25 protein-coding genes are annotated in these 26,268 nt (G+C 53.2%); 11 read left to right on the forward strand and 14 right to left on the reverse strand.

From position 1 onward, the window contains the following. Positions 1 to 37: 37 nt before the first annotated feature. From hutU to hutI, 4 genes are read right to left on the reverse strand one after another with little or no spacing between them, the layout of a single operon-like run. Positions 38 to 1,705: a urocanate hydratase gene (gene hutU / locus DSM117340_RS15425; RefSeq protein WP_038008254.1), complete on the reverse strand. Its 1,668-nt coding sequence runs from the start codon at positions 1,703 to 1,705 to the stop codon at positions 38 to 40. Then, positions 1,702 to 2,502, reverse strand: coding sequence for an N-formylglutamate deformylase (gene hutG, locus DSM117340_RS15430; RefSeq protein WP_038008256.1), 801 nt, complete (start codon positions 2,500 to 2,502; stop codon positions 1,702 to 1,704). The genes hutU and hutG overlap by 4 nt, the downstream gene beginning before the upstream one ends. After that, positions 2,499 to 4,037, reverse strand: coding sequence for a histidine ammonia-lyase (gene hutH / locus DSM117340_RS15435; RefSeq protein ID WP_038008259.1), 1,539 nt, complete (start codon positions 4,035 to 4,037; stop codon positions 2,499 to 2,501). The genes hutG and hutH overlap by 4 nt, the downstream gene beginning before the upstream one ends. Then, a complete protein-coding gene (gene hutI / locus DSM117340_RS15440) occupies positions 4,034 to 5,245 on the reverse strand; it encodes an imidazolonepropionase (RefSeq protein WP_354689803.1) in 1,212 nt (403 codons plus the stop codon). Before hutI ends, hutH begins: the two co-directional genes overlap by 4 nt. A gap of 85 nt (positions 5,246 to 5,330) precedes the next feature. On the opposite strand from hutI, the gene DSM117340_RS15445 reads away from it, so the two are divergent. Then, complete coding sequence (locus DSM117340_RS15445; protein ID WP_081946149.1) at positions 5,331 to 6,689, forward strand: formimidoylglutamate deiminase; 1,359 nt, start codon at positions 5,331 to 5,333, stop codon at positions 6,687 to 6,689. On the opposite strand, the gene DSM117340_RS15450 is transcribed toward DSM117340_RS15445, so the two are convergent. Then, complete coding sequence (locus DSM117340_RS15450) at positions 6,650 to 7,237, reverse strand: HutD family protein (protein WP_038008265.1); 588 nt, start codon at positions 7,235 to 7,237, stop codon at positions 6,650 to 6,652. The genes DSM117340_RS15445 and DSM117340_RS15450 overlap by 40 nt on opposite strands. A gap of 112 nt (positions 7,238 to 7,349) precedes the next feature. On the opposite strand from DSM117340_RS15450, the gene DSM117340_RS15455 reads away from it, so the two are divergent. Then, on the forward strand, positions 7,350 to 8,462 hold the full coding sequence (locus DSM117340_RS15455) for an S-(hydroxymethyl)glutathione dehydrogenase/class III alcohol dehydrogenase (RefSeq protein WP_089894565.1): 1,113 nt from the start codon (positions 7,350 to 7,352) through the stop codon (positions 8,460 to 8,462). A 252-nt stretch (positions 8,463 to 8,714) separates the two neighbouring features. Here the strand turns inward: DSM117340_RS15455 and DSM117340_RS15460 are convergent, their stop codons facing one another. Then, positions 8,715 to 9,425 (reverse strand): IS6 family transposase, encoded by a 711-nt coding sequence (locus DSM117340_RS15460; protein ID WP_089894562.1) that lies wholly within the window; start codon positions 9,423 to 9,425, stop codon positions 8,715 to 8,717. Positions 9,426 to 9,686: 261 nt separating this feature from the next. On the opposite strand from DSM117340_RS15460, the gene DSM117340_RS15465 reads away from it, so the two are divergent. Beyond that, positions 9,687 to 10,985, forward strand: coding sequence for a DUF6538 domain-containing protein (locus DSM117340_RS15465; protein ID WP_354689804.1), 1,299 nt, complete (start codon positions 9,687 to 9,689; stop codon positions 10,983 to 10,985). Positions 10,986 to 11,140: 155 nt separating this feature from the next. On the opposite strand, the gene DSM117340_RS15470 is transcribed toward DSM117340_RS15465, so the two are convergent. Together DSM117340_RS15470 and DSM117340_RS15475 are read right to left on the reverse strand one after the other, a co-directional pair. Then, positions 11,141 to 12,043, reverse strand: coding sequence for a glycosyltransferase (locus tag DSM117340_RS15470; RefSeq protein WP_354689805.1), 903 nt, complete (start codon positions 12,041 to 12,043; stop codon positions 11,141 to 11,143). Positions 12,044 to 12,140: 97 nt separating this feature from the next. Beyond that, on the reverse strand, positions 12,141 to 12,863 hold the full coding sequence (locus DSM117340_RS15475) for a hypothetical protein (protein ID WP_354689806.1): 723 nt from the start codon (positions 12,861 to 12,863) through the stop codon (positions 12,141 to 12,143). 286 nt (positions 12,864 to 13,149) lie between these two features. Between DSM117340_RS15475 and DSM117340_RS15480 the strand changes: the two genes are divergently transcribed. The 8 genes from DSM117340_RS15480 to DSM117340_RS15515 all read left to right on the forward strand — a co-directional run bounded on the left by DSM117340_RS15480 (position 13,150) and on the right by DSM117340_RS15515 (position 18,821). Beyond that, on the forward strand, positions 13,150 to 13,923 hold the full coding sequence (locus tag DSM117340_RS15480; RefSeq protein ID WP_354689807.1) for a hypothetical protein: 774 nt from the start codon (positions 13,150 to 13,152) through the stop codon (positions 13,921 to 13,923). A gap of 56 nt (positions 13,924 to 13,979) precedes the next feature. After that, positions 13,980 to 14,861, forward strand: a complete 882-nt coding sequence (locus DSM117340_RS15485) for a glycosyltransferase family A protein (RefSeq protein ID WP_089893765.1) — start codon at positions 13,980 to 13,982, stop codon at positions 14,859 to 14,861. A 172-nt stretch (positions 14,862 to 15,033) separates the two neighbouring features. Beyond that, positions 15,034 to 15,648: a ribonuclease D gene (locus DSM117340_RS15490; protein WP_089893769.1), complete on the forward strand. Its 615-nt coding sequence runs from the start codon at positions 15,034 to 15,036 to the stop codon at positions 15,646 to 15,648. 15 nt (positions 15,649 to 15,663) lie between these two features. After that, the gene (gene lptC / locus DSM117340_RS15495) at positions 15,664 to 16,278 is read left to right on the forward strand and encodes an LPS export ABC transporter periplasmic protein LptC (RefSeq protein ID WP_089893772.1); all 615 of its coding nucleotides are present in this window, start codon (positions 15,664 to 15,666) and stop codon (positions 16,276 to 16,278) included. A gap of 4 nt (positions 16,279 to 16,282) precedes the next feature. Further along, positions 16,283 to 16,768, forward strand: a complete 486-nt coding sequence (locus DSM117340_RS15500; protein WP_089893775.1) for an LptA/OstA family protein — start codon at positions 16,283 to 16,285, stop codon at positions 16,766 to 16,768. Next, a complete protein-coding gene (gene lptB / locus DSM117340_RS15505; protein WP_089893778.1) occupies positions 16,755 to 17,522 on the forward strand; it encodes an LPS export ABC transporter ATP-binding protein in 768 nt (255 codons plus the stop codon). The genes DSM117340_RS15500 and lptB overlap by 14 nt, the downstream gene beginning before the upstream one ends. 224 nt (positions 17,523 to 17,746) lie before the next feature. Beyond that, positions 17,747 to 18,316, forward strand: coding sequence for a ribosome-associated translation inhibitor RaiA (raiA, locus tag DSM117340_RS15510; protein ID WP_089893781.1), 570 nt, complete (start codon positions 17,747 to 17,749; stop codon positions 18,314 to 18,316). A gap of 40 nt (positions 18,317 to 18,356) precedes the next feature. After that, a complete protein-coding gene (locus DSM117340_RS15515) occupies positions 18,357 to 18,821 on the forward strand; it encodes a PTS sugar transporter subunit IIA (RefSeq protein WP_089893784.1) in 465 nt (154 codons plus the stop codon). A 3-nt stretch (positions 18,822 to 18,824) separates the two neighbouring features. Here DSM117340_RS15515 and DSM117340_RS15520 read toward each other — a convergent pair whose 3' ends face one another. The 6 genes from DSM117340_RS15520 to galU are packed head-to-tail and all read right to left on the reverse strand — an operon-like array spanning position 18,825 to position 26,132. Beyond that, positions 18,825 to 20,249, reverse strand: coding sequence for a sulfotransferase family 2 domain-containing protein (locus DSM117340_RS15520; RefSeq protein ID WP_089893787.1), 1,425 nt, complete (start codon positions 20,247 to 20,249; stop codon positions 18,825 to 18,827). 4 nt (positions 20,250 to 20,253) lie between these two features. Continuing rightward, on the reverse strand, positions 20,254 to 21,957 hold the full coding sequence (locus tag DSM117340_RS15525) for a beta-1,6-N-acetylglucosaminyltransferase (protein ID WP_245724469.1): 1,704 nt from the start codon (positions 21,955 to 21,957) through the stop codon (positions 20,254 to 20,256). Beyond that, positions 21,954 to 22,964, reverse strand: a complete 1,011-nt coding sequence (locus DSM117340_RS15530; RefSeq protein WP_089893789.1) for a glycosyltransferase family 2 protein — start codon at positions 22,962 to 22,964, stop codon at positions 21,954 to 21,956. The genes DSM117340_RS15525 and DSM117340_RS15530 overlap by 4 nt, the downstream gene beginning before the upstream one ends. Before the next feature lie 47 nt (positions 22,965 to 23,011). Beyond that, positions 23,012 to 24,247: a glycosyltransferase family 1 protein gene (locus tag DSM117340_RS15535; RefSeq protein ID WP_245724470.1), complete on the reverse strand. Its 1,236-nt coding sequence runs from the start codon at positions 24,245 to 24,247 to the stop codon at positions 23,012 to 23,014. Next, the gene (gene galE / locus DSM117340_RS15540) at positions 24,237 to 25,220 is read right to left on the reverse strand and encodes a UDP-glucose 4-epimerase GalE (RefSeq protein ID WP_089893794.1); all 984 of its coding nucleotides are present in this window, start codon (positions 25,218 to 25,220) and stop codon (positions 24,237 to 24,239) included. Before galE ends, DSM117340_RS15535 begins: the two co-directional genes overlap by 11 nt. Positions 25,221 to 25,235: 15 nt before the next feature. Then, the gene (galU, locus tag DSM117340_RS15545) at positions 25,236 to 26,132 is read right to left on the reverse strand and encodes a UTP--glucose-1-phosphate uridylyltransferase GalU (protein WP_089893797.1); all 897 of its coding nucleotides are present in this window, start codon (positions 26,130 to 26,132) and stop codon (positions 25,236 to 25,238) included. Positions 26,133 to 26,268: the final 136 nt, after the last annotated feature.

Here is a 26,268-nt window from a genome sequence, read left to right on the forward strand (position 1 = left end):
GCGCCACTGTCATCATCTGACAGCGGCGCAATATTTCTCACAAAATGCCGGGCAGGTTCAGGCCGTTTTCGCGCGCGCAATCCAATGCCTCGTCATATCCCGCATCCGCATGGCGCATGACACCCGTGGCCGGGTCGTTCCATAGTACACGCGCAATACGGCGGTCTGCGTCTTCGGTCCCGTCACAGCAGATCACCATGCCGGAGTGTTGCGAGAAGCCCATGCCAACGCCGCCACCGTGGTGCAGCGATACCCATGTGGCACCGGATGCAGTGTTCAGCAGCGCGTTCAACAATGGCCAATCTGATACAGCGTCAGAGCCGTCTTTCATCGCCTCGGTTTCACGGTTTGGCGACGCGACAGAGCCAGAGTCGAGGTGGTCACGGCCAATCACGATCGGCGCCGACAGCTCTCCGGTACGGACCATTTCATTGAAGGCCAAGCCCAATTTGTGACGCACACCTAGACCAACCCAGCAAATACGCGCGGGCAGACCTTGGAAGGCAATCCGTTCGCGTGCCATATCAAGCCAGTTATGCAGATGTTTGTCCTCAGACAGGATTTCTTTGACCTTGGCATCCGTTTTGTAGATGTCTTCGGGGTCGCCCGAGAGGGCCGCCCAACGGAACGGACCAACGCCACGACAGAAAAGTGGACGGATGTAAGCCGGTACAAAACCGGGGAATGCGAAAGCGTTTTCAAGCCCTTCCTCAAGTGCGACCTGACGGATGTTATTGCCGTAATCCAGTGTCGGTACGCCAGCGTTCCAGAAATCTACCATCGCCGCAACGTGGACCTTCATCGAGGCGCGTGCAGCTTTTTCGACCGCCTTAGGATCGCTTTCGCGCTTGTCCTTCCACTGCGCCATCGTCCAACCCTGCGGCAGGTAACCATTGATCGGATCATGTGCAGAGGTTTGGTCCGTCACGATATCAGGGTGCACGCCGCGCTTTACCAACTCAGGGAAAATATCAGCGGCATTGCCGAGCAAGCCGACTGATTTAGCCTCGCCCGCAGCGGTCCAACGTTCGATCATTTCCAGCGCTTCATCCAGCGTTTCGGCCTTTTCATCGACATATTTCGTGCGCAAGCGGAAATCGATGCTCTCGGGATTACACTCCACAGCGAGGCAGCAAGCACCCGCCATCACAGCCGCCAAAGGCTGTGCGCCGCCCATGCCGCCAAGGCCACCCGTCAAAATCCATTTACCTTTGAGCGAGCCATCATAATGCTGACGACCTGCTTCAACAAAGGTCTCGTAGGTGCCTTGAACAATACCCTGCGAGCCGATGTAAATCCAACTGCCAGCGGTCATTTGACCGTACATGGCGAGTCCCTTTTTATCGAGTTCGTTGAAGTGATCCCAAGTCGCCCAATGGGGCACGAGGTTGGAGTTGGCGATCAAAACGCGCGGTGCGTCTTTGTGTGTCTGGAACACGCCGACTGGTTTGCCCGACTGAACCAGCAGGGTCTGGTCTTCTTCCAGATTACGCAGGGAGGCGACGATCATGTCGAAGTCTTTCCAAGTGCGCGCAGCGCGGCCGATGCCGCCGTAAACCACCAATTCGTGCGGATTTTCAGCCACATCAGGGTGCAGGTTGTTCATCAGCATGCGCAGCGGCGCTTCGGTCAGCCAGCTTTTGGCGGTCAATTCGTTTCCGGTTGCGGGAAAGATGTCACGGGTGTTCTTGCGAGGATCGCTCATGATGTGCCTTTCAGGGAGGGGGCCAATACGGCCAGTTGTGTCAGGATGGATGTGAGGTGCGGTCGCAGAACTGCGGCTTTGTTGTCGTCAAAGGTCCACGGGCTTGTCTCGGCGGTCAGGTAGGTGCTCTGTGCGAGTTCCATCTGGATTGCGTGCATGCCTTTGTCTGGTTGGCCGTAGTGGCGTGTTGTCCAACCGCCTTTGAAACGGCCGTTGGTGATCGAGGTATAGCCGGACGCCGCGTTGCAGACCGTTTGCGCTGCTATTTCAATTCCAGAAGCGCAGGTGGTGCCCATGTTTGTGCCAATGTTGAAGTCGGGCAGAGTGCCGTCAAACAGGAACGGAATGCCCGAACGGATGGAATGACAATCATACAAAATCGCGACACCGTGCACATCACGCACGCGCTCAAGTTCGGCCTGCAATGCGGCGTGATAGGGCGTGTGATAGGCGGCTTGGCGCGCTTTCACCGCCGCCTCATCGGGGGGATTGATCCAAATGTCATGGCCGTCAAAATCTGTCAGCGGCACAAGGCCAGTGGTGTTTTGGCCGGGATAAAGGGACACGCCCGACGGGTCGCGGTTGGCGTCAATGACGTAGCGGTGGAAGGTGGCGCGGACCGTAGAGGCCCCCGCCAGCACGCCATCATAAAGCGTATGAATGTGCCAGTCTGTGTCATCCAATCTTCGCCCGCGCGGGTTCAAATCGGCCATGATGTCATCTGGCACATACGTACCCGTGTGGGGCAGGCCCAGAACAATTGGGCTATCACCCTGAAAGACGTCTACAGGTGTCACGCATCAAACTCCGGCATGTCGATGGCGGCGGCGGTAACGATTTCACCGCTGGCGATCATGCGCGTCGCACGCTCAAGATCCGGCGCTAGGTAGCGGTCTTCACCCAAAGTCGCCACGTCCTGACGCACGCGGGTTACAACGCGTTGCAAGGTGTCGCTGGTAGTCAGAGGAGCGCGGAAATCAATGCCTTGTGCACCGCACAGTAATTCAACCCCCAGAATACAGTTCAGGTTGTCGATCATCGGCCCAAGGCGGCGTGCACCGTGAGCGGCCATGCTGACGTGGTCCTCTTGGTTGGCCGATGTGGGCGTGCTGTCCGTCACACAGGGGTTCGCCAGATGTTTGTTCTCGCTCATCAAAGCGGCGGTGGTGACTTCGGCAATCATGTAACCACTGTTCAAACCCGGATTGGGAGTCAGGAACGGCGGTAGGTTAAAGCTGAGGACCGGGTCAACAATCAGCGCCACACGGCGTTGCGCAATCGCGCCGATTTCGGCAATGGCCAGCGCGATCATATCGGCGGCAAAGCCAACGGGCTCGGCGTGAAAGTTGCCGCCAGACACGATCAGATCAGCACCGACCAGCACCAACGGGTTGTCCGTGGCGGCGTTGGCCTCAACCTCTAACGTGCGGGCCGCCATACGCAACACATCCATTGCGGCACCTGTCACCTGGGGCTGACAGCGGATGCAATAGGGGTCTTGGACGCGCGCATCATCGACAACATGGCTGTCACGGATTTCAGATCCTGCGAGCAAAGCGCGCATGGTTTCGCCCGCCTCGATCTGGCCGCGGTGGCCACGCAGGGCATGGATTTCGGGCTGAAGCGGAGCGGTGGAGCCCATGATCGCATCAGTGGAGAGAGCCGAAGTGACAAGCGCGGAATGTGCACCGCGCCATGCACCAAACAGACCGGCAAGGGCGAAGGCGGTAGAAAACTGTGTGCCGTTGATAAGCGCAAGGCCTTCCTTCGGACCAAGTTCTACAGGCGTCAGGCCTGCGGCGGCCAGCGCCTTATCCCCGGACATGACTTTGCCACCGAATTCTGCTTCGCCGTGACCCATCATAGCAGCGGCCATATGAGCAAGCGGGGCCAGATCGCCAGAGGCGCCAACGGAGCCTTGGGCGGGGATGACAGGCGTTACGCCCTTATCCAGCATGGCCTCAATCAGATCGACAATTTCGAGCCGCACACCGGAAGCGCCGCGCCCGAGGCTGAGGAGCTTAAGCGCCATCAACAGGCGCGCATGGCCGCGCGGGATCGCAGGGCCAACGCCACAACAATGGGACAGGATCAGATTGCGCTGCAGAGCGGCAGTGTCCTTCGCCTCAATCTTGACCGACGCAAGTTTGCCGAAACCAGTGTTTACACCGTAAACGGCATCCGTTCCAGCGACCGCTTTGGCTATCCGCGCATGGGCCAGTTCGATTGCGGGGCGGCAGGCGGGATCAAGCCGTACAGAAGCTTCTTCGCGGAAAATTTTCTCCAGATCAGCCAAAGTTACAGCGCCGGGAGTGAGAGTTAATACGGTCATGACGTGGCTCCGAAAATACGGGTGTGAAGGGGGTTAAAGCCGATGCGATAGGCAAGTTCGGCAGGGTGTTTGATGTCCCAAACTGCAAGTTCGACGCGCATGCCTGCCTTGATTATCCCGACGTCTTTGAGGCCAAGGGCGCGTGCGGCATTTTGCGTGGCACCGCGCAAGACTTCTTCCGGGGTCATGCGGAACAGGGTGCACCCCATGTTCAGCGCCAGCAGCAGCGAATTGAGCGGCGAGGAACCCGGATTAACATCGGTGGCGATTGCCATGGGAACACCGTGTTTGCGCAGCAGGGCAATGGGTGGTGCTTGTGTTTCGCGGATGGTGTAGAAGGCACCGGGCAAGATGACGGCGGTGGTGCCCGCGTCTGCCAAGGCCTTGACGCCATCCTCATCAAGATATTCGATATGGTCAGCAGACAATGCGCCGTAGCTTGCGGCAAGCTTAGCACCGCCAAGGTTGGACAGTTGTTCAGCGTGCAGTTTGACAGGCAGGCCAAGTTCGACAGCCACATCAAACACTCGTGCGATCTGGGTTGTATCAAATGCAATGCCTTCACAGAACCCGTCGACGACATCAACCAGCCCTTCAGCGTGAGCGGCACGTAGGGCAGGGATGCATACCTCATCGATATATACATCGTCTCGGCCTTCATATTCGGCCGGGGTTGCATGGGCACCAAGGAAGGTGGTTTTGACGCGGATAGGGCGGTTTGCCATGACTGCACGGGCAACCCGCAGCATCCGCAATTCAGTCTCTGTATCGAGGCCATAGCCGGATTTGATCTCAATCGTGGTCACGCCTTCAGCGATCAGCACATCAACACGGCGCAGGGCATCTTGAAGCAGTTGGTCTTCTGTGGCGTTGCGGGTGGCTGTCACGGTCGAAACAATGCCACCACCAGCGCGCGCAACCTCTTCGTAGCTCGCCCCATTCAGGCGCATTTCGAATTCTACCGCGCGATCACCACCATGCACGATGTGCGTGTGGCAATCGATCAAACCTGGGGTTAGGAGGCGACCACCAAGGCTGGTACGGTCCAGGGATATATACATGTCGGGCAAGGACGCAGCGGGACCGACCCATTCAATCACCCCGTCCATCACAGCAATGGCTGCGTCTTTGATCAAGCCGTAGGGCGCATCCGATTCGCCCATCGTCGCTGCGTTCAAATCAACAAAAAGGGTGTTCTTGTTAGTCATGGTAGTCCACCGATGATCAAAATTTTCGCTTTTCTAGTACGCGCTAGTGTGCTTTATGTCTATACATAAAAACGAGGATCTCCAAATGATTTTTGCAAAGCAAGCCAAACTTTCTACCGGATGGGCGTCCAATGTGCGTGTGACGCATGCGGACGGACGCATCACTGATATCGCGCCAAACCAAACGCCGGACGCGCATGACACCTGCGTTGACACCCTGTTGCCAGCCCTTGCAAACCTGCACAGCCACAGTTTTCAGCGGGCGATGGCGGGGATGACCGAATACCGGATGGCAGGCAAAGACAGCTTTTGGACGTGGCGCGATTTGATGTACCGGTTCACCGCTAACCTGACGCCCGAACATATCGAAGCGATCGCAGCTTTTGTGTTCTTGGAGATGCAAGAAGCGGGCTATGCCAGCGTCGGCGAATTCCATTATCTGCATCATCAGGCCGGTGGTGCGACCTACGATGATCTGGGAGAGCTTTCGTCACGCATCGCCACCGCAGCTGCAAAGACCGGGATCGGTCTCACACATTTGCCAGTGCTTTATACCTACGGTGGCGCGGGGCAAATGCCGCTTGAGGCAGGACAGGCGCGCTTTGGCAATTCAGTGGACCGGTTCAATGATCTTGTCGCTCGGGCGCGGGATGTCGTGGCGCACTTGCCAGCCGATTGCCAAGTCGGGATTGCGCCGCATTCGCTGCGGGCCACATCGCCCGATGATCTGAAGGCAGTGCTTGCCGCCCATACCGCAGGCCCCGTTCACATCCACATCGCAGAGCAACCCAAAGAAGTCGCCGACATCTCGGCGTGGTTGGGCGCGCGACCCGTAGAATGGTTGCTGGCTAATGCGGACGTGACAACAAACTGGTGCCTGATCCATGCCACCCACATGACAGCTGATGAAACTACAAAGATGGCAAAGTCCGGAGCAGTGGCTGGCCTTTGCCCCGTGACCGAGGCAAACTTGGGCGACGGTCCGTTCAATGGCCCCGGCTATTTGGAAGCGGGCGGCGCGTTCGGCGTTGGGTCGGATTCAAACGTTCTGGTCTCACTGACCGAAGAGTTGCGTACGTTGGAATATTCTCAACGCCTACGCGATGTGGCGCGCAACGTTATGGTTGTGGGCGAAGGATCCGTTGGGGACACGATTTACACGGGTGCTGCTAAGGGTGGCGCACAGGCGCTTGGGCGCGGCGCGGGTGAAATTGCCGTGGGCGAGCTGGCCGATGTTGTGGCGATTGACAGCGCCGCACCGTCGATGTGCGCGCTGCGTCAGGATCAGATCCTGGACGGCTTGGTGTTTGCAGCCAAAGACGATGTCGTTACCGACGTTTGGTCAGCAGGACGTCATGCCGTACAATCGGGTCGCCACGTCAAACGCGACGACATTGTCGCGGCTTACAAATTGGCGATGCAAAGCTTGATGGCATCTTTGTGATCTAGGTAGTCCAGTCGTATTTCCAAAACGGCGTCGTCCTCGTCCAGATGTAGGGCGGCGTCATTGCTGTCGATGAACATCGTGTCGCCCTCAGCCGTATGGACCGCGTTGATTTCCGGAGCGCCGGCCAGAACGTGAAAGGCCAGCAGCCCATGTTCAGGTCGGGCAACCAACCCTTTGAATGGGTCACGTCGTGTTGTGACGGAGCCGTCGCAAAGCATTGGATCAAACATCAAATTCAGATCAGTCAATGGGCCGTCGGTGAGGCTGGATTGGACTTTCAGCGCACCGTCAAAGTGTACGGGCTGCCACATACGGGCTGTTATGGTGTGGGTCGGGGCCTGCAATTCCATCGCGCCGCCAGACACCACCGTCAGAACGCGCGTCATGCCAGCAAAGTCTGAAAATGGCCCGTCCTGTGCAACGTCAGCCCGACTGATCGTCCAGGCAGCGCGATCAGCCAAAAGGCCTTTGGCAATACTGCGGGTGATTCCGCCCCCGTTTTTCCAAGGGACATCAACCAGTTCATTTCGCTTAAGGACATGCATGTTTGAATCTTTCCCAATTTTGAATCACGCGACTTGACCGACGTAATGATGGGTTTTATCTGATGTGCTAAATCATAATAAGTCTATACATAAAATCAAAGGATAACCCATGATGAGAACCCGTGCCGCCGTTGCTGTTGCTGCAGGTCAACCGCTTGAGATCATGGAGGTCAATCTTGAAGGCCCTAAAGCGGGTGAGGTTTTGGTTGAAATCAAAGCCACCGGCCTGTGCCACACGGACGAGTTCACGCGCTCCGGCGATGACCCAGAAGGCATCTTTCCTGCGATCCTCGGCCATGAGGGCGCGGGCGTTGTGATTGAAGTCGGCGAAGGCGTCACAAGCCTTGAGGTCGGGGATCACGTGATCCCGCTTTACACGCCCGAATGCCGTGAATGTGAGTATTGCCTGAACCCCAAAACCAACCTCTGTCAATCAATCCGCAGCACACAGGGCGCTGGTCTATTACCCGATGGTTCAACGCGGTTTTCAATGCTGGATGGCACGCCGATCCACCACTATATGGGTTGTTCGACCTTCGCCAACCACACTGTTGTGCCAGAAATCGCACTGGCGAAAGTTCGCAAAGACGCGCCGTTTGACAAGATTTGCTACATCGGCTGTGGCGTGACGACGGGTATCGGTGCGGTGATCAACACGGCCAAGGTTGAGATTGGGTCAACAGGCATTGTGTTCGGTCTTGGCGGCATTGGTTTGAACGTCATCCAAGGCTTGCGTTTGGCGGGGGCCGACCAGATCGTTGGCGTGGATCTAAACGACGACAAGGCCGTGATGGCCAAGCACTTTGGCATGACCGACTTTGTGAACCCGTCCAAGATTGACGGCGACATTGTCGCGCACCTGGTTGAACTGACGGGCGGCGGCGCGGACTACACGTTTGATGCCACGGGCAACGTCAACGTCATGCGCCAAGCGCTGGAATCAGCGCACAAGGGCTGGGGCGAAAGCATCATCATCGGCGTCGCGGGAGCAGGACAGGAGATTTCCACCCGTCCGTTCCAACTGGTCACTGGCCGCAGCTGGCGCGGCACGGCGTTTGGCGGTGCAAGCGGACGGACGGACGTTCCGAAGATCGTGGATTGGTACATGGACGGTAAGATCGAGATTGACCCAATGATCACCCACCTGCTGAAGCTGGAAGACATCAACCACGGGTTTGATTTGATGCACGAAGGCCAATCTATCCGCGCTGTCGTTGAGTTCTGAAGTCCAGACCCTCGGGTTAATATCTAATCATTAGTCCCCCGCGCGCCAGTAACAGCAGGCGCGCGGGGGACTAATGTTTTTCGGATACGACAGTTGTGGACTGATCGCCCAGTTTGCTCTCAATGTACTTCAGGAAATCCCAGATCGTCCGGTGCAAGCGGACCGCCAGGAAAGAGCCGTGTCATTTGCACCTGTTGCAAGGGTATTGCCAAGTTGTTGCTGGCCCATTGTGAAACATTGGCAACCGTTGGATCATGCCGCCATTTCGGCGGTGTAATCGGACCAGAGGTTGAACGCATCAGTGCGGGCGTGGCGGTATGAGGTTGCGTTCAGTTGATAGCGGCGCGGTCGGAAGATCAGGTTGATCTGGTCATGTGCTGACAGAAACCTTTGAGCCTGCCGGTGGGATTTGAATCGGCCAAATATTTTCTCTCGTTTACGCGTCGGCCTGTGCGACACTTCGATCGCATTGTTCAAACCCTTGTGGGCGCGATGATCCGCGCCCGGTGCCAGTTTACTGATGGGCTGGATGTAACTGCGCAACTTGTCGGTGATCACGACCCGTGGTTCGCCGAACAGGGTGATCAATCTTTGGAAGAACCGCTTTGCGGCCTTTGCGTTTCGGCGTGTTTGCACGAGAATATCGAGCACGTCGCCATTTGCGTCGATCGCGCGCCACAACCAATGTTTCTTGCCACGGATTGTAATAACGACTTCGTCAAGATGCCATTTGTCGTTCGGTTGCGGTCGATCCCGGCGGATGCAGTTTACGAAATGTTGCCCAAAGCGATTGACCCATAGCCGGATCGCCTCACGGCTGACAACCACGCCCCGCGCTGCCAACAGGTCCTCGACATCCGCCGTGCTCAGTGCAAAGCGATGGTACGCCCAAACCGCGTAAGCAATGATCTCGCGGGGGTAGCGGAAGCCTTTCAGGCGCAGCATATGGGTCGGAATGTTCATGGGACCGACATAGCTTGATCAAACCCGGCCAACAACTTGGCAATACCCTTTGAGGACCTCGTCACAGGGACAGCCCTCACAGGTCCCTTTGCGGGGGAGTACGGAGAACCAGACATCGCGTTGGTTCTGCAGGTCCTGACAAGACCAACCTAGTCCGAGCAGGCGTCAGGGATGGGCTTAGTCCCTGCTCTTCCTTGGCGCTGCTCACAAAATCCAACCCACAACCCACAACCAGGGCAATTGCCCCAGAAAGGAGACGTCATGTCGCCACAGATCAAATACGCCTACAAGACCCACAACACCTGGATTTACCGCAGAACCTACCCCAAGGCGCTGCAGCCTGTCCTCGGCACTGCCCTCAAGCAATCCCTCAAGACAGGGGATGCAACCCAAGCCAAGGCCCGTGTGGCTGAGCTGAACCAAACCTTTGCCAAAGTGGTGGCTGAGGCGCAGGACAGTATGCCAATGCAGGGTGATGCTCTTGGTTCCTCTCCCTCTGAGACTTCTAGCGTTCTTCTCACTGCTGCCCAAGCTCCTCGACTGGGGGTTGCTCGCCCTCGTTATCAGCGGGTGCGTCTTGTGGGGGATGGGCTGGTAGCGGAGTTGGCTCAAGCTTACCTCACAGAAGCCTCTCAGCGCCTACGTCCCGGCAGTTACAAGTCGGTGCGCTTTGCGCTGTCACTGCTGACCTCGCATCTGGGGGGTGAGCAGGTGGGAGCGCTGACCCAAGCACAGGGCAAAGAGGCACTCGGCTACATTACGCAGCTCTCTCCCAACGTGCGCAAGTACAGGGAGGGGAAGGGGGCCACCTTGGCGGAGCTTGCAACTCTCTCCCAAGAGCAAGAGACCACCACGCTGGCACCCCAGACCCAGGCGCGTATCCTCAAGCAAATGCAGCAGTTCCTTGACTGGTGCGTTGGAGAAGGGGAACTCCACTCCAACCCCTGGGAAGCCCTTAAGGTCAAAGACAGGCCAGAGGTACATCCCCACGGGATGCTGAGTGATGTGCAGGTGAGCCTCCTACTCAGTGCCAAGGACAGGGTGCTGCACAACGCGCTTCTCTTCGGCCTACTCACAGGTATGCGCTCAGGGGAGATCTGCGGGCTCATGGCTGAGGATGTTACATCCAAGAGCAACCTTGGTCGCTTCATCAGCATCAGGCCCAACCGGGTGCGGTTACTGAAGTCCAAGGCAGCAGAGCGCGAGGTGCCGCTGCATGGTATCCTTGAGAACCTGCTGGATACCACCTTGCCAATCTCAGGCAGGCTCTTCCCGCAGCTCAGTGTGGACAGGGTGGTGAAGCGCTACGCCTACCTGCGCAGACGTCATCCAGAGCTCAGAGGCACGGTGTTCCACTCCACACGCAAGTGGTTCATCACCCAGTGTGAGCGCACAGGTGTTCCCGAGCACTTCACTGCAAGTCTGGTGGGGCATCACTCCGCGAGGTCGGCGAATAAGCTCACCTATGGGCTCTACTCGGCGGGGATCAGTGATGGGCAGAAGCGGGAGATACTGGATGGGGTGAGGCTATTTGACTTTGAGAGGCATCACCCGCATTAAAATAGCCAGTGAATAAGTTTCGTCTAGGTTCTCCAAGTGAGGGGTTGGGCGCAACTATTTGAGGCTATGGTAATTGCCTTTGTACCTAGAATACTTAAGTGGTTTTACTACATAACCTCATTTTAACAGCGCCAATCTCACATTTCCTATAAAACTCAATAACCCAAATTTTTTTCAATTTTGTGCAATATGTATAGCCACCACCGAGCTTTCACATCATGGTATGTGAAGGGTTTGCGGACACTTTGAAATGGTGAGGACAGATAATTTTCTGCAATCGGCCAGTTTGAGAGATCGCGAGATTTTAGCCTTACAACCTCTTGTGGAGACAGGTCATTTAAATATTTAACACTACGGCCCAATACTATTGATGCAAGCCGAGACGAAAGCCCTCTTCGATTTCGATTGCGATAAAATGGTACATCTGGGCAGAAGAAGGCTATAGGATCAGCCATACATGGCATGGGGCCGAATGTTGACAATGCTTGATGTACATTCCCACCTTCGCTATTTGCGTACTCCCAGCCTGCTGCATTCAGACGCTTAACATGAGCGATATGACAGTCAAAATATGCCAGAGATAATTTGTGATTTTCACGTTCATCAAGAGGCGAGATGTATGCTCTTACCTTATCGGACTGTGTCAATCTCCGTTTATACCTGCGAATAGCAACACCCCTCATGAAAAGCTGGCTTAAAAACCCAACTTGCGGATAAGAATTAAAAATACTTTCGATATCTTCGTCATCATCTTGCGAAAACGTGCGGACTAGCTGCATATCGTCTTGCAGCGTCATCAGGAAGGGGTGATCAGCTTGTGATAACGCTAAATTCATATTTGCATACAGCCCACCATGGCGCGCATTTTGAGGCGGTGGGGATATAATTACTCGATCGGAGATCTCTTCCAGGTATTGCAGCGTCGCGGGATCATCTGACCTGTCATCGTAAACTGTATACTTCACATCTGGAGCGTTTCTTTTTATGGATTCAACACACACTCGAAGATTTTCGCCACGATTGAATGAGAAAATTGCTATTTCTACGAGTCTATTCATTTTTCACTTCCTAACTTGGTGTGTTGTATTGAGTACACGAAAGGCGGGGTAGTTTATTCCCCTCTTGTATTAGCTTGTGCCTCAAGGGGCTCTCAAATTAGCGTCTGATGTGCAGAGTAGAGTGAATAAAACTAGCAAAAGATAACTTTTCGGTGACAAGTTTCGAGAAGGCACAATAAACTTCTTCCAACTTATCACTTTCGAAATTCTCAAGCCCTAGATAGTGAATTCCTTCAATAAATGGCTCATCAAGTATCTCCGACATAACTGGCTTGCCTGCGAGGTATGATGTGAGTAACCGAGGGGCCTCCGTATAGACACCTTCATCAAAATGAATGTTTACTACTGTAGCGGATCGATCAAGTTCGCGCTCCAACTTTTTCCCATAGGTGCCGCGAGGCAAAACAGTGACCTTGGTCCCAACAAGGGCTTGCACTACTTCCTTTCTACGCACTCCCAAATCACCAAAAAATAAGTTGGCCCCACCTAAACTTTCTTTGAATTCGCGAGCTTCAGATGGAAAAATATAGGGCCCATAGTGCAGTTTGGCCCTATCGCTTGGAGACAAGTTCTGGGTATTCCACCAGTGACGATTGGAATTGTTTATGTCCAGCATCACGTCGACACTAGATAAGTTCGTTAAGAGGCGTTTGATTGTTTTGGGCTTCTTCAACATGCCCCAGAGCTCGTTACCTGATTTGTCAAAAAATTGTTCAGTTTGTATCCCTACACGTAATTTGGCGCCCCGATTGAAAAAATAGAAAGCATCATGGCAACCAACTAGAACATCAATTTTGCCTAGTTCAGCGGTATCTTTCACTGAAAGCCCCTCCAAAATGCCTTGGCCAAGCTGGTGGAGTATTTTGTGTCGGGAACGCACTCTTATCCCTTCACGCCTAGCAGTGAAATAGGGTCTAATTCCAAAAATTTTCAATATCTTAACTTTCCAAAGAATGTTTTCTATATTTAGCTGAAAAATGCTCTACTAGACCATAAAACTTACGATAGATACCTGAGCAAAGTAATTTTAAGCGGATGGTAATTTTGCCTGAAGGAGCAGGCGGGTGAATTTTTGTCGGTTCCCTAAAGAACAAGAATAGGCTGCAATGCATATCACAATCAATCGCCTGACCATCCTTTCCTGTCATCCAATCTTGGATCAAGTTGCTGCAGACATTGCCAAAGGAATTGAAGTCGAAGCTTTGCCTGACAAAGATATTGTTGTGTGTATCGGTGCACACAAAAGGTTCAAAGGTTTGAGAAGGAAAGCAGGCTTCAAAATTTGTGTGCAGACAGAGCATTTTCTGGATGCAAGAGGCCAAGCTCTCTGGAGAAAGCCACGATGGTTCAGGATGCTTACCAACCTTCTGATTTGTGATCTGATGCTTGATTTGAGTATCTATAACAAAAAAGTATATCGATGGCTCCCAAGAGCGCTGAAAAACAAGATCGTTTTTGGAGCCAAAATTTTCCCGTCAGCTCCAGTCCAGCATGTAGAAGGCAATGGAACAGCAGTGTTCTTCGGTACAGTAAATGCCAGACGGACAAAGCTTATCGGGGCGTCTGAAGCTTATGTCACCCTAGACGAAGGACTATTTAGCGCAGCTTTGGACGACAAAATTGCGAACGCTTCTGCCGTTTTGAATGTGCACTTTTCCACAGGGGTCTACACGGAATACCCCAGATTGTTGTCGGCATACCTTGCTGGAAAGCCTTTAGTATCAGAGACATTAAGTCCTGATTTGGAGGAAGGTAGGCATTACATTGCCCTCGGTGGACAGATGAACACTGAATCTTTCGCCAAGATCTTCGCGAACTTTAGTACTGAATTTGCAGCCCATAATCGCTTTACTGACTTTTTGGTCAGCTATGCCAAGTGATCTGGTTCTGCTAGTGGCAGAGTTATTGACTATACATTTTCAGGAAGCTTGAACATATGATCGAAGTTGCAATTTTCTCTTATAATCGACATTTTTATTTGAAGAATGCGCTTCACTCGGTTCAACGCAACGTCTCAGATGTACGCGTGCGCATTTACGATGATGGAAGCGATCAGTCTGAAATGAAAAAATTCCTGGCTGAAAACTCTGATCTTGTGGGTGCCCGCTTAAAGGGTCTGGATAGCAAGCACGGTGGTTTGTATACAAATATGCAAAGTGCGCTAGATGAAGCGCAGGAAGACTATCTCCTCTTGATGCAAGACGATACACAGATTGTACGCAAAATGGAGCGAGAGGACCTTGAGGCGATTAATCGAGCCTTTGAGGTATTTCCCACAGCGGCGTTCCTGTCTGTAATGTTCTTGAAGGGCGAAAAAAAGCGACGTTACAAAAGAGTATTGCGCGCGGATGGTGAAAACCAATTGTATCGCTCTAAGTCACTCGAAGACGGTGTTGTTCAAAGTTACTACGATGTGGTTTTATGCAACGTGCCACGCTTAAGGGCTGCGGGCTGGAAGTTTGAAAACACAGAAGTTGCAAACATGAAGAAGGCGCGCGAACTATTTGGTGAAATGCCAATCATGCGAAACCCTTTGATGTTTTTCTGTCCAGAGGTGCCCTTTTTTCGAGATCGAAGGCAATCACTGGCCGCACGGATCATAGCAAAACGCCGCAAAGAAAACCCAATTTTCCATGATATGACAGCCGAAGCTGTTGCAAAGCTTAAGGGGCGAGCCTTAGGCGTATTTCCGTATGCAGAAGATTGGCTGAACCCGACACTTCAGGGGTTGCGGAGACCTTTTGTCTTCAAAGATGTGAAGGCGAACTTATGGTTGAACCTTCTTTATGCGATCGAAACGAAGCTGTTGGGCCGATAGAAAGAAGAAGTGATATGCTTTTCTGGTGTAGAGATTTTGGTTGGTTGCGAGGACCGCTTTCGGGACCATTTTACCTTGTAGGCCCCTCCGTAAGTCCCTAAGATTACATAAAAATCTGCGAAGGTGGAGTTCTTCTCCTGGGCACCATTCCTTCGCAACTTAGAGGAATGAAATGAAAAATCATCTATATAAAAACGATCTTCCCGATGGCCTTGATCTTGGTCCTATTGTTGCGATTGATTGTGAAACTATGGGCTTGCACCCGCATCGTGACAGGCTTTGTGTTGTTCAGATGTCTTCCGGTGATGGGCATGCTCATCTTGTTCAGGTTGCTCAAGGCCAGACAACAGCGCCCAATCTTTGTGCTATGCTCACTGATCCCAACGTTCTCAAGCTTTTCCATTTTGGTCGTTTTGACATCGCCGCTCTGCAAAATACCTTTGGCGCCCTGACAGCGCCGGTTTATTGCACCAAAATCGCAAGCCGCCTTGTCCGCACATATACAGACCGACATGGTCTCAAAAACCTGCTCCAAGAGCTGCTGAATGAAGATATTTCCAAGCAGCAACAAAGCTCTGACTGGGGCGCCGACACGCTCACCAAGGCGCAGATCGACTATGCGGCCTCCGATGTTCTTCATCTGCACAAGCTGCGGGACAAGCTTGATGTGATGCTAGCCCGCGAAGGCCGTGACGAGCTCGCACAAGCGTGTTTCCGCTTCTTACCCACGCGTGCCTTGCTTGATCTGGAAGGTTGGCCAGAAACAGATATCTTCGCCCACGCGTAATAGGGCGAAGATCAGATGCAAAGCCGGATCGACAGGCACACAAGACTGGTTGCATGGGCAAAGATTACACTTCCCATCGTAGCCCTTGCGATGCTGTCGACGCTGTTTTTGCTCTCGAAAAGCGTTGATCCTATCGCGACGATCCCTTTTTCAGAAAGCGATCTCGCAGATCGGACGCAAAGCCAGCAGATATCGCAGCCTGAGGTTTTCGGCGTAACGCCGCGCGGTGATCTGATCTCATTGCGAGCGGCTCTTGCGCGTCAGAATGCGGAAGACAGTGCGCTTATGGAGGCGCATGAGGTTTCGGCAAAAATTAAGCTAACATCTGGCCAAACCGTTGATATATCGGCAGTCGAAGCGCTTCATAGCTCTGCGCAAAATATCGTGACTTTGTCTGGCAGTGTTTTTGCTCAGACAAGTACTGGCTATACTTTTCATGCAAATGAACTCGCGATGAGCCTATTTGACTTGCGCGCTGACAGTATCGGAGTTGTGACGGGCGAAGGGCCAGGCTTTACTGTTGCGGCAGGGCAAATGACGCTTGAGATACCCGAAGGGGAAAGCGATGCGCATATTTTGCTAAAAAACGGCGTGAAGCTGGTGTATACACCCGTGAAAGAAAAGGAATAGATCTGTGCGCTTTGATTTTCTCATTGTCAGCTCTCTTTGCGCTGCACTTGCCAGCCCTGCTGTCTCTCAAGGCGCAAACATTGCCTTTGGGAATATCAAGCAAGACACAAACGCCCCAGTTGAAGTTTCGGCGAACGTCATGGACATCAACCAGAACACAGGCTCTGCCGTGCTCTCGGGCAATGTGTTGATCGGGCAGGGGGCCATGCGCCTCTCTGCTGCCTCGGTGAGTATTGTTTATAACTCAGACCGTTCTCAAATCGCACAGATGAAGGCATCGGGTGGTGTAACGCTGGTAAGTGGTGAGGACGCCGCCGAAGCAGCACAAGCCGAGTATAATGTGACATCTGGTATGATTGTGCTCTCTGGCAATGTTCTTCTTGTTCAGGGCCAAACCGCTATTACAGCTGATAGAATGCGCGTTGATACAACCGCGGGTACTGCCAAGATGGAAGGCCGTGTGAAGACGGTGCTCAATGTCAAAAACTAGTGTTCCCAATCTTTTTGTTGCCGAAGGTGCGTCTGGTCTTGAGGTGCGCAATCTGCGCAAAAGCTACAAGCGTCGTCCAGTGATCCGTGATGTTTCACTTTCGCTCAAACGTGGCGAAGTCGTTGCGTTGCTTGGCCCCAATGGATCAGGCAAAACGACAACATTTTACGCAGTGGCGGGGCTTGTGCAGGCCGAAGGCGGCCATGTTATGCTCGATGGCATCGATGTCACAGACCTTCCCATGTACCGCCGCGCGCGGCTTGGGATCGGCTATCTACCCCAAGAAATGTCAATTTTTAGAGGGCTTTCTGTTGAAGATAATATCGCAGCTGTCCTTGAAGTTGTGGAGCCTGACAGACGCGAACGTGCGAAAAAACTCGAAGAACTGCTATCTGAGTTTTCTATAGAGCATTTGCGTCGTGCGCCTGCGATGGCTTTGTCAGGCGGTGAGCGGCGGCGTGTAGAAATAGCGCGCTGCCTTGCTGCTGATCCTGCCTATCTTTTACTTGATGAGCCTTTTGCGGGCGTTGATCCGATCTCAGTGAACGACATCCGCTCCCTTGTGGCTGATCTCAAAACGCGTGGAATCGGTGTCTTGATTACAGATCACAATGTCCGAGAAACTCTCGAAATCGTAGACCGTGCCTATATTTTGCATGATGGAACCGTGCTCATGTCGGGTAAACCAAGCGAAGTTGTGGAAAACGAGAACGTCCGTCGGGTCTATCTTGGCGATAGCTTCCGTATCTCCTGAATTTTGGCAACAATTCGCTCTTTCAGTTGACAAGCCCCCGTCCTAGGGCCTCAAATGGGCTATGGGATCTTGTTTTCTCACTGGACAAAATAGCGTGACCTGCATTTTTTGCAGCGGCTCTGTTCAAACCAAAAACAATCCCTATTTCAATATGATAACTGTCTCACCCTTGGGCGCGTTAGCGCCCTTGGAGCGGGGCAATTCAACCAAGTAAAGGAGAGAAGATGCGCTACCAAATCAGCGGAAAGCAAATCGACATCGGGGAGGCACTACAAACCCATGTGAAAGAAGAGCTTGGGGCTGCCGTCGCAAAATATGCCGAACGGCCCACCGAAGCGCTCGTTGTTTTCTCCAAAAGTGGTCATGAGTTTAACTGTGAATCCACTGTGCATCTTTCGACAGGTCTCACGGCATCGGCCAAAGCGAGCGCCAGTGAGATTTATGCCGCGTTCGACGGCTGCTGTGAGAAAATGGAGAAGCAACTGAGGCGTTATAAGCGTCGCCTGAAGGACCACCATAAAGATCGAGTGGAACCGGTTGAACTTTTCGGAGCGTCCTCGTATATCCTCGCCTCTGATCACGAAAGTCAGGATTCGGAGCCCGAAACGCTTCAGCCTATGATCATCGCAGAGATGGAAACAAAAATACCATCGCTCTCCGTTGGTGAAGCTGTTATGCAGATGGAACTTGCAGGGTCTCCTGTTCTGATTTTTCGTAACGAGAGTAAAGACGGGCTAAACGTCGTGTATCGCCGCGAAGATGGCAATATCGGTTGGATAGACCCAGGTAAATAACAGGCGCATTTTATCGCGTCTGTGGAGCAGTAGACGAACGATGCAAATGTCCTCTTTACTCAAGCCCGAGGCAGTCAGGGTTTTATCCTCTGCCTCGAGCAAAAAGCGCCTGTTGCAAGAGCTGGGCGAAACGGCTGGATCCGTCTATGGCATAGATCCTGTCGTCGCGGTTCGGGCCCTTCAAGAGCGTGAAAACCTAGGACCAACTGGTGTTGGAAATGGTGTTGCACTGCCCCACGCCCACGTAGACGGTCTTGAAAAAGTCGTTGGCGTGTTTGTCGTGCTCGAAAAGCCGATTGATTTTGATGCTGTTGATAAGCTCCCTGTAGATTTGGCATTTGCTCTCTTCGCGCCGAGCGATGCGGGTGTTGAGCACCTCAAGGCCTTGGCCAAAGTTTCTCGTGCGCTGCGCGATGGAGCTCGCTGTGGCAAGCTGCGTTCCAACAAAAATGTCAGCACACTCTATACAATTATTACCGAAGATGTGAGCAAGCTGGTCGCTTAAAGATCAACGCCAGCTTCCGAAGCCAAAAATCAAATAGTCGCGTTGATAAGCGTCAGCGACTAGCGCTTCAATTTCGTCGTCATAGATTTGGGCAAGTGTATAAGGCGTGTCTTCCTGAGGCGTAGGCAGGCTTGCTTCATGCGCCACACCCACCTGCATAGCAAGCGCCGGTAAATACGCCTCGAATTCATCTTCGCGCAGCACAAAGTCAGGCAGCGCAAAGTTACCCATGCCCTGCAATATCCCCGCCTGACTGCCCCATGCCGCGTCAGCGCGCACAGCGGTCTGGTCTGACAGGTTCGCTTTGACAAACCCTAAAAACGCAACGAAGGCCGTGCGATGGTCTTCGAGGCTCCAGCTCGCGTCTGGGCCGTCCTTCGGGATCGGCAGCTTGTGCACGCGTCGCAATGTCCGCCTGATCTCAGAGTAGCACTTCGGGCCCTTGTTCAATATCCGCTCACAAAATGCGCGGTGCGCGCGTGGGGCAGGGTGGCGGACCACACTAAAACTTCGGTGGCCTGTATTGGTGCGCATCCATTGGCGCAGTGTTTTCTGGCTAAAGCCGCTTTGAAGCTCGGTCTCATTCACTCCGTCAAGCGCCGCCATCCACGGCAATACCTCGTCTTCAGGAGCAGAGCGCACGGGCAAAAACAAGAGAGGCGTCTTCGCGCAAGCCACGTAGCTTGGCACAGCCGCACCGCGCCGCGCCTCAAAATTCGGCGTACGTCCTAGTCCAAAGTGGTCTGTTTTTGCGAGAGAGGCTTCCATCTCCTCAAAGTTTGCGACTTTCTTAGACAGCGGCTCTGGGTTCTGTCGCTTGAGATTGCGGTCAAGTCGCTCAAGTTTATCTGGCTGCTCAAGGTAGGCGGCCAGACCGTTCATGACATCGACATCTTGCAAGTCCTCATAAGCCACATAAAATGCCGTCTGCCCCGTGGTCTGTAGCGCCTTCATCAATTTGAGTTGAAATGCCTGCAGCGCTTCGAGATGTGCGCCAAACTCCCTTGCATCAAAGACGGCCTTGGCATCTTTGCGCTTGGCGACATTGGTGAGCTTCCATTGCCCCGTTTCCTGCGCGATTTTCCAGCTCACATAGCTTTCGACAGGGTTGCGTGTCAGAATGATCTTGGCGCAGAGCGGATCGTTTAAAATGTCGTTCAACACCCGTGGTTCGTGGTCGTGGAAAAAGCGAAAGCCAGCCAAGCCTTGCGCATTTTTGACAGCCTCAATCAAAACATGAGGCTCGCGGTTGCGTGCTTCTTCACTCACGCCAAGGCAATCTTCGCGGTTGGGATAGCCAATGAAATGTGGATTGAACGCTTCGCCCAAACAGCTGAGGGCAGGGAAGCTGTTAATATTGGCTTCTAGAAAGTTCGAGCCTGTGCGCATCTCTGCAAAGACAACAAAATAATCAAACCGTTTGCTCATAACGCTACTTTTTTACCAAATAAGGTTTCGGGGTGGGCTGCTGCACGCCGACAGGATTCCCGACAACAGGGAAATCTCCCATCAGATAGGGGTGCATGCCTTGGTTCTTCAGGTTCTGCAAAAATTGTCCAAATCCCGTCAGATCGTTCATTTTCGGCGCCTCTGCCAAACGCCGAAGTGATTTAAAGCCGATCTCGTCGATTACGGTTTGCAAATGCTCCATCGGGTTTTCGATGAAGTCTGCCATGGTCCAGATCCGTATCCGCGCCTTGGAATGAGGCGAACGCAACACATCCAAAAATTCGCTTTCGATTTTCTGCAGCTCGGCCGCTTCGGTGCGCAGCTCGCTAAAATTTTTGTTTGAGCGAAATAGGGGCACAGCCCAAGCGCCACTGATCACAGATATCTGGGCGTTTGGATCAGCCGCCATAAGCCATGTTAGGTCTTGGTTATCTGCAGGTCCAAACTGGAAGCACTGTCGTTCTCCGCGCGTGTTCCATATCAGACTGGTGAGGAAAGCGCGCGGATTGTAGTCACGTACCTCTGCGCTATCGCTCAACGCACCATTAACGACGCCTTGTTCGCCCGAATAATGCGCCTTGTCCGGTGCAAAAAGATGCCCGTGTACTTTTGCACCCGTTGCCTTGCCAAACCAGGGCTCAAACTCTTCAAACAAATCTGAAAAGCCTTGAAGTACAGAATACTGCCCTGAAGTCGTTCCATTTTCCCAGCCATGATTGGGGAAGCGGCTGTGCATGTAGAGGCCGGGTCGCCCGCGTGTTCGACGGTCGACTGCTTTGGCAAAAATGCGGTCAATTTTGCCAGGGTTTGGTTCTGTGCGGTTCGCGGGGCTGTCTTTTACAGACAGGAACACCTCGTACAAGCGGTTCGCATGGGGCCAGATCTTGCGCGCAACAAAGCAATCGGAGCGGCGTAAAAGCTGCAAGTGATCGTCGTAAAAAATATGTGGTTTGCCCTGAAAATCAAACTTCGAAAGTGTTAAAGAGCGGCTTTCGATCTTTTGGCTACGTTGACGGGCCAATGTCTGAAAATAGCTCTCATCAGGGATCCAAACTCGCTTAAAATAGCGATCATATAACTTGCGGTCTGGGTCTTCCAGAATGCTTGAAAGCGTCTGGCGTGTCAGACACCACCACTGGCTCCCCATATGTGGGGTGATCCCGTTGGGCATCTTGCGGCTAAACCTGAGCCGTCGCTGAAGTTTGACATAACCATCAAACAAAATGCGGTGGCGTTTCCAGCTGAAGGGAAACCGCAGGGTAAAGCGTTCTTCGTCAAGCCCACCGACTGTCCAAGGGACATCGGCAGTTGTTGCACTTTCGATGAAGTCTGTGTTGGGCCGCTCAGCCAGATAGTCAATCAGCTCTTCCACAGGGCGCAAGGGAAGACAGGAGCCGCTAGCAAGATAAACGTGGCGGACATCTGGAAAGTTCTCCAGCATCTGCTCGCTCGCTTCTTGAGTCGCTGCGACAATACCCCATGTGCCCCACTCACAGCGATGACGGTTGGAAAATCGTATATCCTGCAGGTCTGACAGTTTTGTCTTAAAGGTGGCGAAGGCCTTGCGGGAAACGGCTTCATCTACGTGAATGACAACAGGGCAGCCCGCGGCGTTCCAATGCCGTGCAACCTGTTCAGCCCGCTCAAAGGCCGTGTGCACCAGCATGATGATGCCAACGCCGCTCATGCCCAGTTCCCTTTTGACATCAGGCCAAGAATTTCAAGCTGTCGCCAGTTGATGTATTTTTCGCTCCACTTGCACCAAAGGTCTGGGTTGTCCTTGAGGCTTTCGGCATAGGCGCGGTATTCTACGCTTGCGGAGTAATGCTGCCGCCGTTCAAGCTCTTCGGCGGCCTTCTGAGTGAAGGTGTCGAGGAATTTTGTGTGCAGCAGCACGCCACTGGCTTTCTCCCCGCCCCATTCGTCATAAACGAGGTTCAAACCGCGTGGCAGCAACATATGGGTCGAGCTGACATAGGTATATTTGCGATCCCACTTCACCAGAGGGATTTTGTTGAGCGCTGGGGCTTTCTCTGGCTTGTCCTTGAAGAACGTCCGCGCGCGTGGGCCGCCTTGTATCCATAGGTTGCCGAACTTCTTGTTCTTGTTGATCATGTAGTTCCCAGCGTCAAACCAGCTGGTGATCTCAAGTGGATTTTGCCCCTCTCGGTAAGGCTGCGCATCGATGCGCCCCTTCGGATACATATCCAGAAGCATGGCGCTAAAGCTCTTAATTGAGCTCGCATCAAGCCAATCGGTCAGCGCTCGGATGGGCCGTGTGTCACAGAATGGATAAACCAGAAACTCATCTGGATCGACAACAAGCGCCCAATGCCCATGCGCATGTTTCATTTGGAGCCAGTTAAGCCAATCTACGCCAAAGCGAGAGCGTTTATAACTTTTGTCGGTGTGCCAGACAGAAACATCAGGCTGCTCCATCAAATATTCCAGCGAGCCATCGCCGCTGTCATTGTCGACAATGAAGAAGTGATCAACGCCTTGGTCGCGATAATATTTGAGAAAATAAGGCAGCCGGATCTTCTCGTTGCGCATGGTGGTGAAACAGAGAATATCATCCTGCTTCACTTGCGCGCTTCGGTCTGACATCGCTCTAAGCTCGCGGCGTTTACGAAACGCGCGAATACGCCAACGTCGGCGTTGCAACCTTAAGCGATATGACTGGACCAAGCCCAACTGCTACCTCACCTCACTGGTTAAAAACGTAACTGGGTGTCACTCTCTCACGTCTCACTTAAGACGAGGTTGAAATGCGCATCCCATGTCGGCGGGGTGAAGGCTTCTTTTTTAGGCCTTTGTCCTGTCCGCCTGCTCTCAGCCAACGACAATACTCTTCTGACCCAAAGATAGCTGTCATTCACACTTGCGTAAACGGGAATATCCCCAAGAAGCTCCTTATAAACAGGCAGCTCGGTGCAAATTACAGGAACACCCCGCGCCGCTGCTTCCAAAACAGGAAGCCCATAGCCTTCCGCAAGGCTGGGGAAGACAATTCCAGCAGCCTCATCGAGCAAGGCAGAAATTGCCCCGTCGCTCAGTCCAGAAAGTTCGTGGATAAACCGTCCCTTGAGCCGTGAATTCTCTAGGCGGAAGAAACATTCGTCGTTCTTCCAGCCTCTCTGCCCACAGATCAGAAGTTGTGGCATATCTTGGGGTGGAACCTGTTTTTCCATCTGTTCCCAGACATCGATCAACAGGAGATGGTTTTTGCGTGGTTCAATCGTGCCAACACAAAGAAAATAAGGCTCCTCAAACGGCAGTCCTTTTGGAAGTGCAGTTTTGTCTGGCTCCGCCATATCCACCCCAAGATGCGCAACCATGCCTTGTGGCACACGCCCGATCTTGGCCAATTGCAATTCCGTCGCCGTTTGTGTGGCGCGCGAATTATAGATCACAAGGTCCGCTTTTGCGGAAACACGCCCCAAGAAAAGCTTGAAGCGTTCCACTGATCCATCACGCTGAAAATGTGGGAGATCCAGTGGAATTGTGTCATGCACAAACACGACAATTTTGCCACCGCGCAGTGCTTTTACGCCCATCGTTACATAGTCGGTTAGGTTGCTATGGCCTGTGTTGAAATAGGCCGTTCTGTCAGGCAAATGTCGCTTGAGCATCCGTCCCAAGCCGCGTCGTGTGCATCGCGCAACAGCAAGCTTTCGGGCATCTGTCAAAGCACGCTGAAGCTCTGGCGGTAATTTGGAAAAGATTTTGGCCAAGCGGCTCGCAGGACCCCAAGATATATCACCGTCAATCTTGGCAGCGAGTTTTTGCATCCCGCTTTCATCCAATAGCAAAAAGCCGAGTGGCGTGCGGATCAGCCCGAAAGCAGGGACATTGCTAGTGATCAGCGCGTCGAGGTAAGCGCGCTCTACTCTGTCAACGCCCGTTAAGACCCTTCCTGCGCGGCTGAGAAGTCGCGACAGGTCCAAAAGTCGTGCCGAGGGGCGCTCACTTTTCATAATGCCCGCTCTGATGCCACATCCACGCATCAGCCACCATTTCTTCGAGGTTCGAGCGCTGGGGGCGCCAGCCAAGTTCTTCTTCAGCACGCTTTGATCCAGAAACAAGCTTGGTGCAGTCCCCCGCGCGTCGCGGCCCTTCGGTGCAAGGCACAGGCTTCCCGGTGACTTCAGCTGCGCGATCCATAACCTCACGCACGGAAAACCCTGCGCCAGTGCCGAGATTGAACACGCGGCTTCCTTTGCCCTCGGCAAGCCACTTCAGGCCCAAAACATGTGCATCGACCAGATCGCAGACATGCACATAGTCGCGTATGCAGGTTCCGTCTGGCGTGTCGTAATCTGTCCCAAAGATCGTCAGCGCCGCGCGCTTCCCGTCAATTGCATCAAGGATCAGCGGGATAAGGTGGGTCTCAGGTTGGTGGTACTCGCCCACGTCGCCCTCTGGGTCCGCCCCTGCCACATTAAAGTAGCGAAAAATAACACTCTCGATCCCGTCACTGGCGCCAAAGTCGCTCAACATATCCTCAATCGCGCGCTTGCTAGCGCCATAGGCGTTGATGGGTAGCTGCGCGCTCTGCTCATTGAGGACAACATTGTCTTGGTCGCCGTATGTGGCACAAGTTGAGCTAAAGACAAACCGCTTACAGCCCGCTGCTGCTGCGGCCTCGATCAGGTTAAGAGAGCCTCCAGCGTTGTTGAGCCAGTATTTCCCTGGAATTTGCATGCTCTCGCCCACTTGGCTCAGCGCTGCAAAATGCATCACTGCCACAGGCCGGTAGGCGGCAAACACTTCATCAAGCCGTGCACGATCCAAGAGATCACCGCGCTCAAACGGACCAAACTTCACAGCGTCTTCCCAGCCTGTAACAAGGCTGTCAAATGTAACTGGGTTGAAGCCAGCCGCCCTCAAAGCTTTGCAGGCGTGCGAGCCAATATAGCCCGCGCCACCTGTGACAAGTACGTTATCCAAAGTTCACCTCGGCTGTTATTCTGCCGCTTTTCGGGTGTCGTTCACCACGTGCTGCAGGTATCCCATCAAATCGTCGCGCAGCTCTGGGCGGTCGAGCCCAAAAGACACGGTCGCCTGAAGAAAGCCTGATTTAGACCCGCAGTCAAACCGCTGACCCTGAAAACGGTAGCCATAGACGGGGCGACCTTCTTGGATTTCGTCGGCGATCCCGTCGGTCAGTTGGATTTCTCCGCCCGCGCCCGATTTCTTTTTGTTGAGATTTCTCAGAACATCTGGAGTCAGGATATAGCGGCCAATCACAGCAAGATTTGATGGAGCCTTATCGACGTCAGGCTTTTCAACCATGCCTTTCACACTCACACGTGCGCCCATATCTTCGGCTACATCCAGAATACCGTAAGCGCTTGTTTGCGACTGAGGCACTTCCATTGCCGCGACCATACACCCGGGGTTCTCTTCATAAGCTTCTACCATTTGCTGCAAGCAAGGCTTTTCTGCCGCGATAACATCGTCTGGTAGGATTACAGCAAAAGGTTCGTTAGAGATAAGTCGGCGCGCACACCATACCGCATGACCAAGACCAAGTGCCTTGTGCTGGCGGATATAGGCGATCGCACCACTTTCCATGTTTGTGGATTGCAAAATTTCGAGAAGTTCGTCTTTGCCCTTTTTGCGCAGCGTTTGCTCAAGCTGTGGGGCTTCATCGAAATAATCTTCAAGCGCGCCTTTGCCTCGCGAGGTGACAAAGATAAATTCTTTGATCCCAGCGGCGCGCGCTTCGTCAATTGCATATTGGATAAGCGGTCGGTCCACCAAGGTCATAATTTCCTTGGGAACAGACTTTGTAGCAGGGAGAAAACGCGTCCCCAGTCCCGCTACAGGAAAAATAGCTTTTGTAATTTTTTTCTTCATGGCCCCAACTCTTCAATATACTGCGCGTCTTTTGGTGCGCGCCATTAGGCCGAACCATGACACAAAAACATGACAAGATGTATAGCTTGGTTTTTAAAAAAGAAATAATAAGCCCATTTTTTCCATAATGTGGCGA

It is taken from the genome of Lentibacter algarum, assembly GCF_040580765.1.
Lineage (GTDB): Bacteria > Pseudomonadota > Alphaproteobacteria > Rhodobacterales > Rhodobacteraceae > Lentibacter > Lentibacter algarum.

Coding starts and splice junctions, on each gene's coding strand:
- DSM117340_RS15485 (WP_089893765.1), top strand. CDS start 13,980: ATGATCGAAGTTGCAATTTTCTCTTATAATCGACATTTTTATTTGAAG.
- DSM117340_RS15520 (WP_089893787.1), bottom strand. CDS start 20,249: ATGAGCAAACGGTTTGATTATTTTGTTGTCTTTGCAGAGATGCGCACA.
- hutI (WP_354689803.1), bottom strand. CDS start 5,245: ATGACTAACAAGAACACCCTTTTTGTTGATTTGAACGCAGCGACGATG.
- galU (WP_089893797.1), bottom strand. CDS start 26,132: ATGAAGAAAAAAATTACAAAAGCTATTTTTCCTGTAGCGGGACTGGGG.
- lptC (WP_089893772.1), top strand. CDS start 15,664: ATGCAAAGCCGGATCGACAGGCACACAAGACTGGTTGCATGGGCAAAG.
- DSM117340_RS15480 (WP_354689807.1), top strand. CDS start 13,150: ATGCATATCACAATCAATCGCCTGACCATCCTTTCCTGTCATCCAATC.
- DSM117340_RS15445 (WP_081946149.1), top strand. CDS start 5,331: ATGATTTTTGCAAAGCAAGCCAAACTTTCTACCGGATGGGCGTCCAAT.
- hutH (WP_038008259.1), bottom strand. CDS start 4,037: ATGACCGTATTAACTCTCACTCCCGGCGCTGTAACTTTGGCTGATCTG.
- lptB (WP_089893778.1), top strand. CDS start 16,755: ATGTCAAAAACTAGTGTTCCCAATCTTTTTGTTGCCGAAGGTGCGTCT.
- hutU (WP_038008254.1), bottom strand. CDS start 1,705: ATGAGCGATCCTCGCAAGAACACCCGTGACATCTTTCCCGCAACCGGA.
- DSM117340_RS15490 (WP_089893769.1), top strand. CDS start 15,034: ATGAAAAATCATCTATATAAAAACGATCTTCCCGATGGCCTTGATCTT.
- DSM117340_RS15525 (WP_245724469.1), bottom strand. CDS start 21,957: ATGAGCGGCGTTGGCATCATCATGCTGGTGCACACGGCCTTTGAGCGG.
- DSM117340_RS15515 (WP_089893784.1), top strand. CDS start 18,357: ATGCAAATGTCCTCTTTACTCAAGCCCGAGGCAGTCAGGGTTTTATCC.
- DSM117340_RS15470 (WP_354689805.1), bottom strand. CDS start 12,043: ATGAATAGACTCGTAGAAATAGCAATTTTCTCATTCAATCGTGGCGAA.
- DSM117340_RS15460 (WP_089894562.1), bottom strand. CDS start 9,425: ATGAACATTCCGACCCATATGCTGCGCCTGAAAGGCTTCCGCTACCCC.
- DSM117340_RS15455 (WP_089894565.1), top strand. CDS start 7,350: ATGAGAACCCGTGCCGCCGTTGCTGTTGCTGCAGGTCAACCGCTTGAG.
- raiA (WP_089893781.1), top strand. CDS start 17,747: ATGCGCTACCAAATCAGCGGAAAGCAAATCGACATCGGGGAGGCACTA.
- DSM117340_RS15465 (WP_354689804.1), top strand. CDS start 9,687: ATGTCGCCACAGATCAAATACGCCTACAAGACCCACAACACCTGGATT.
- DSM117340_RS15535 (WP_245724470.1), bottom strand. CDS start 24,247: ATGAAAAGTGAGCGCCCCTCGGCACGACTTTTGGACCTGTCGCGACTT.
- DSM117340_RS15450 (WP_038008265.1), bottom strand. CDS start 7,237: ATGCATGTCCTTAAGCGAAATGAACTGGTTGATGTCCCTTGGAAAAAC.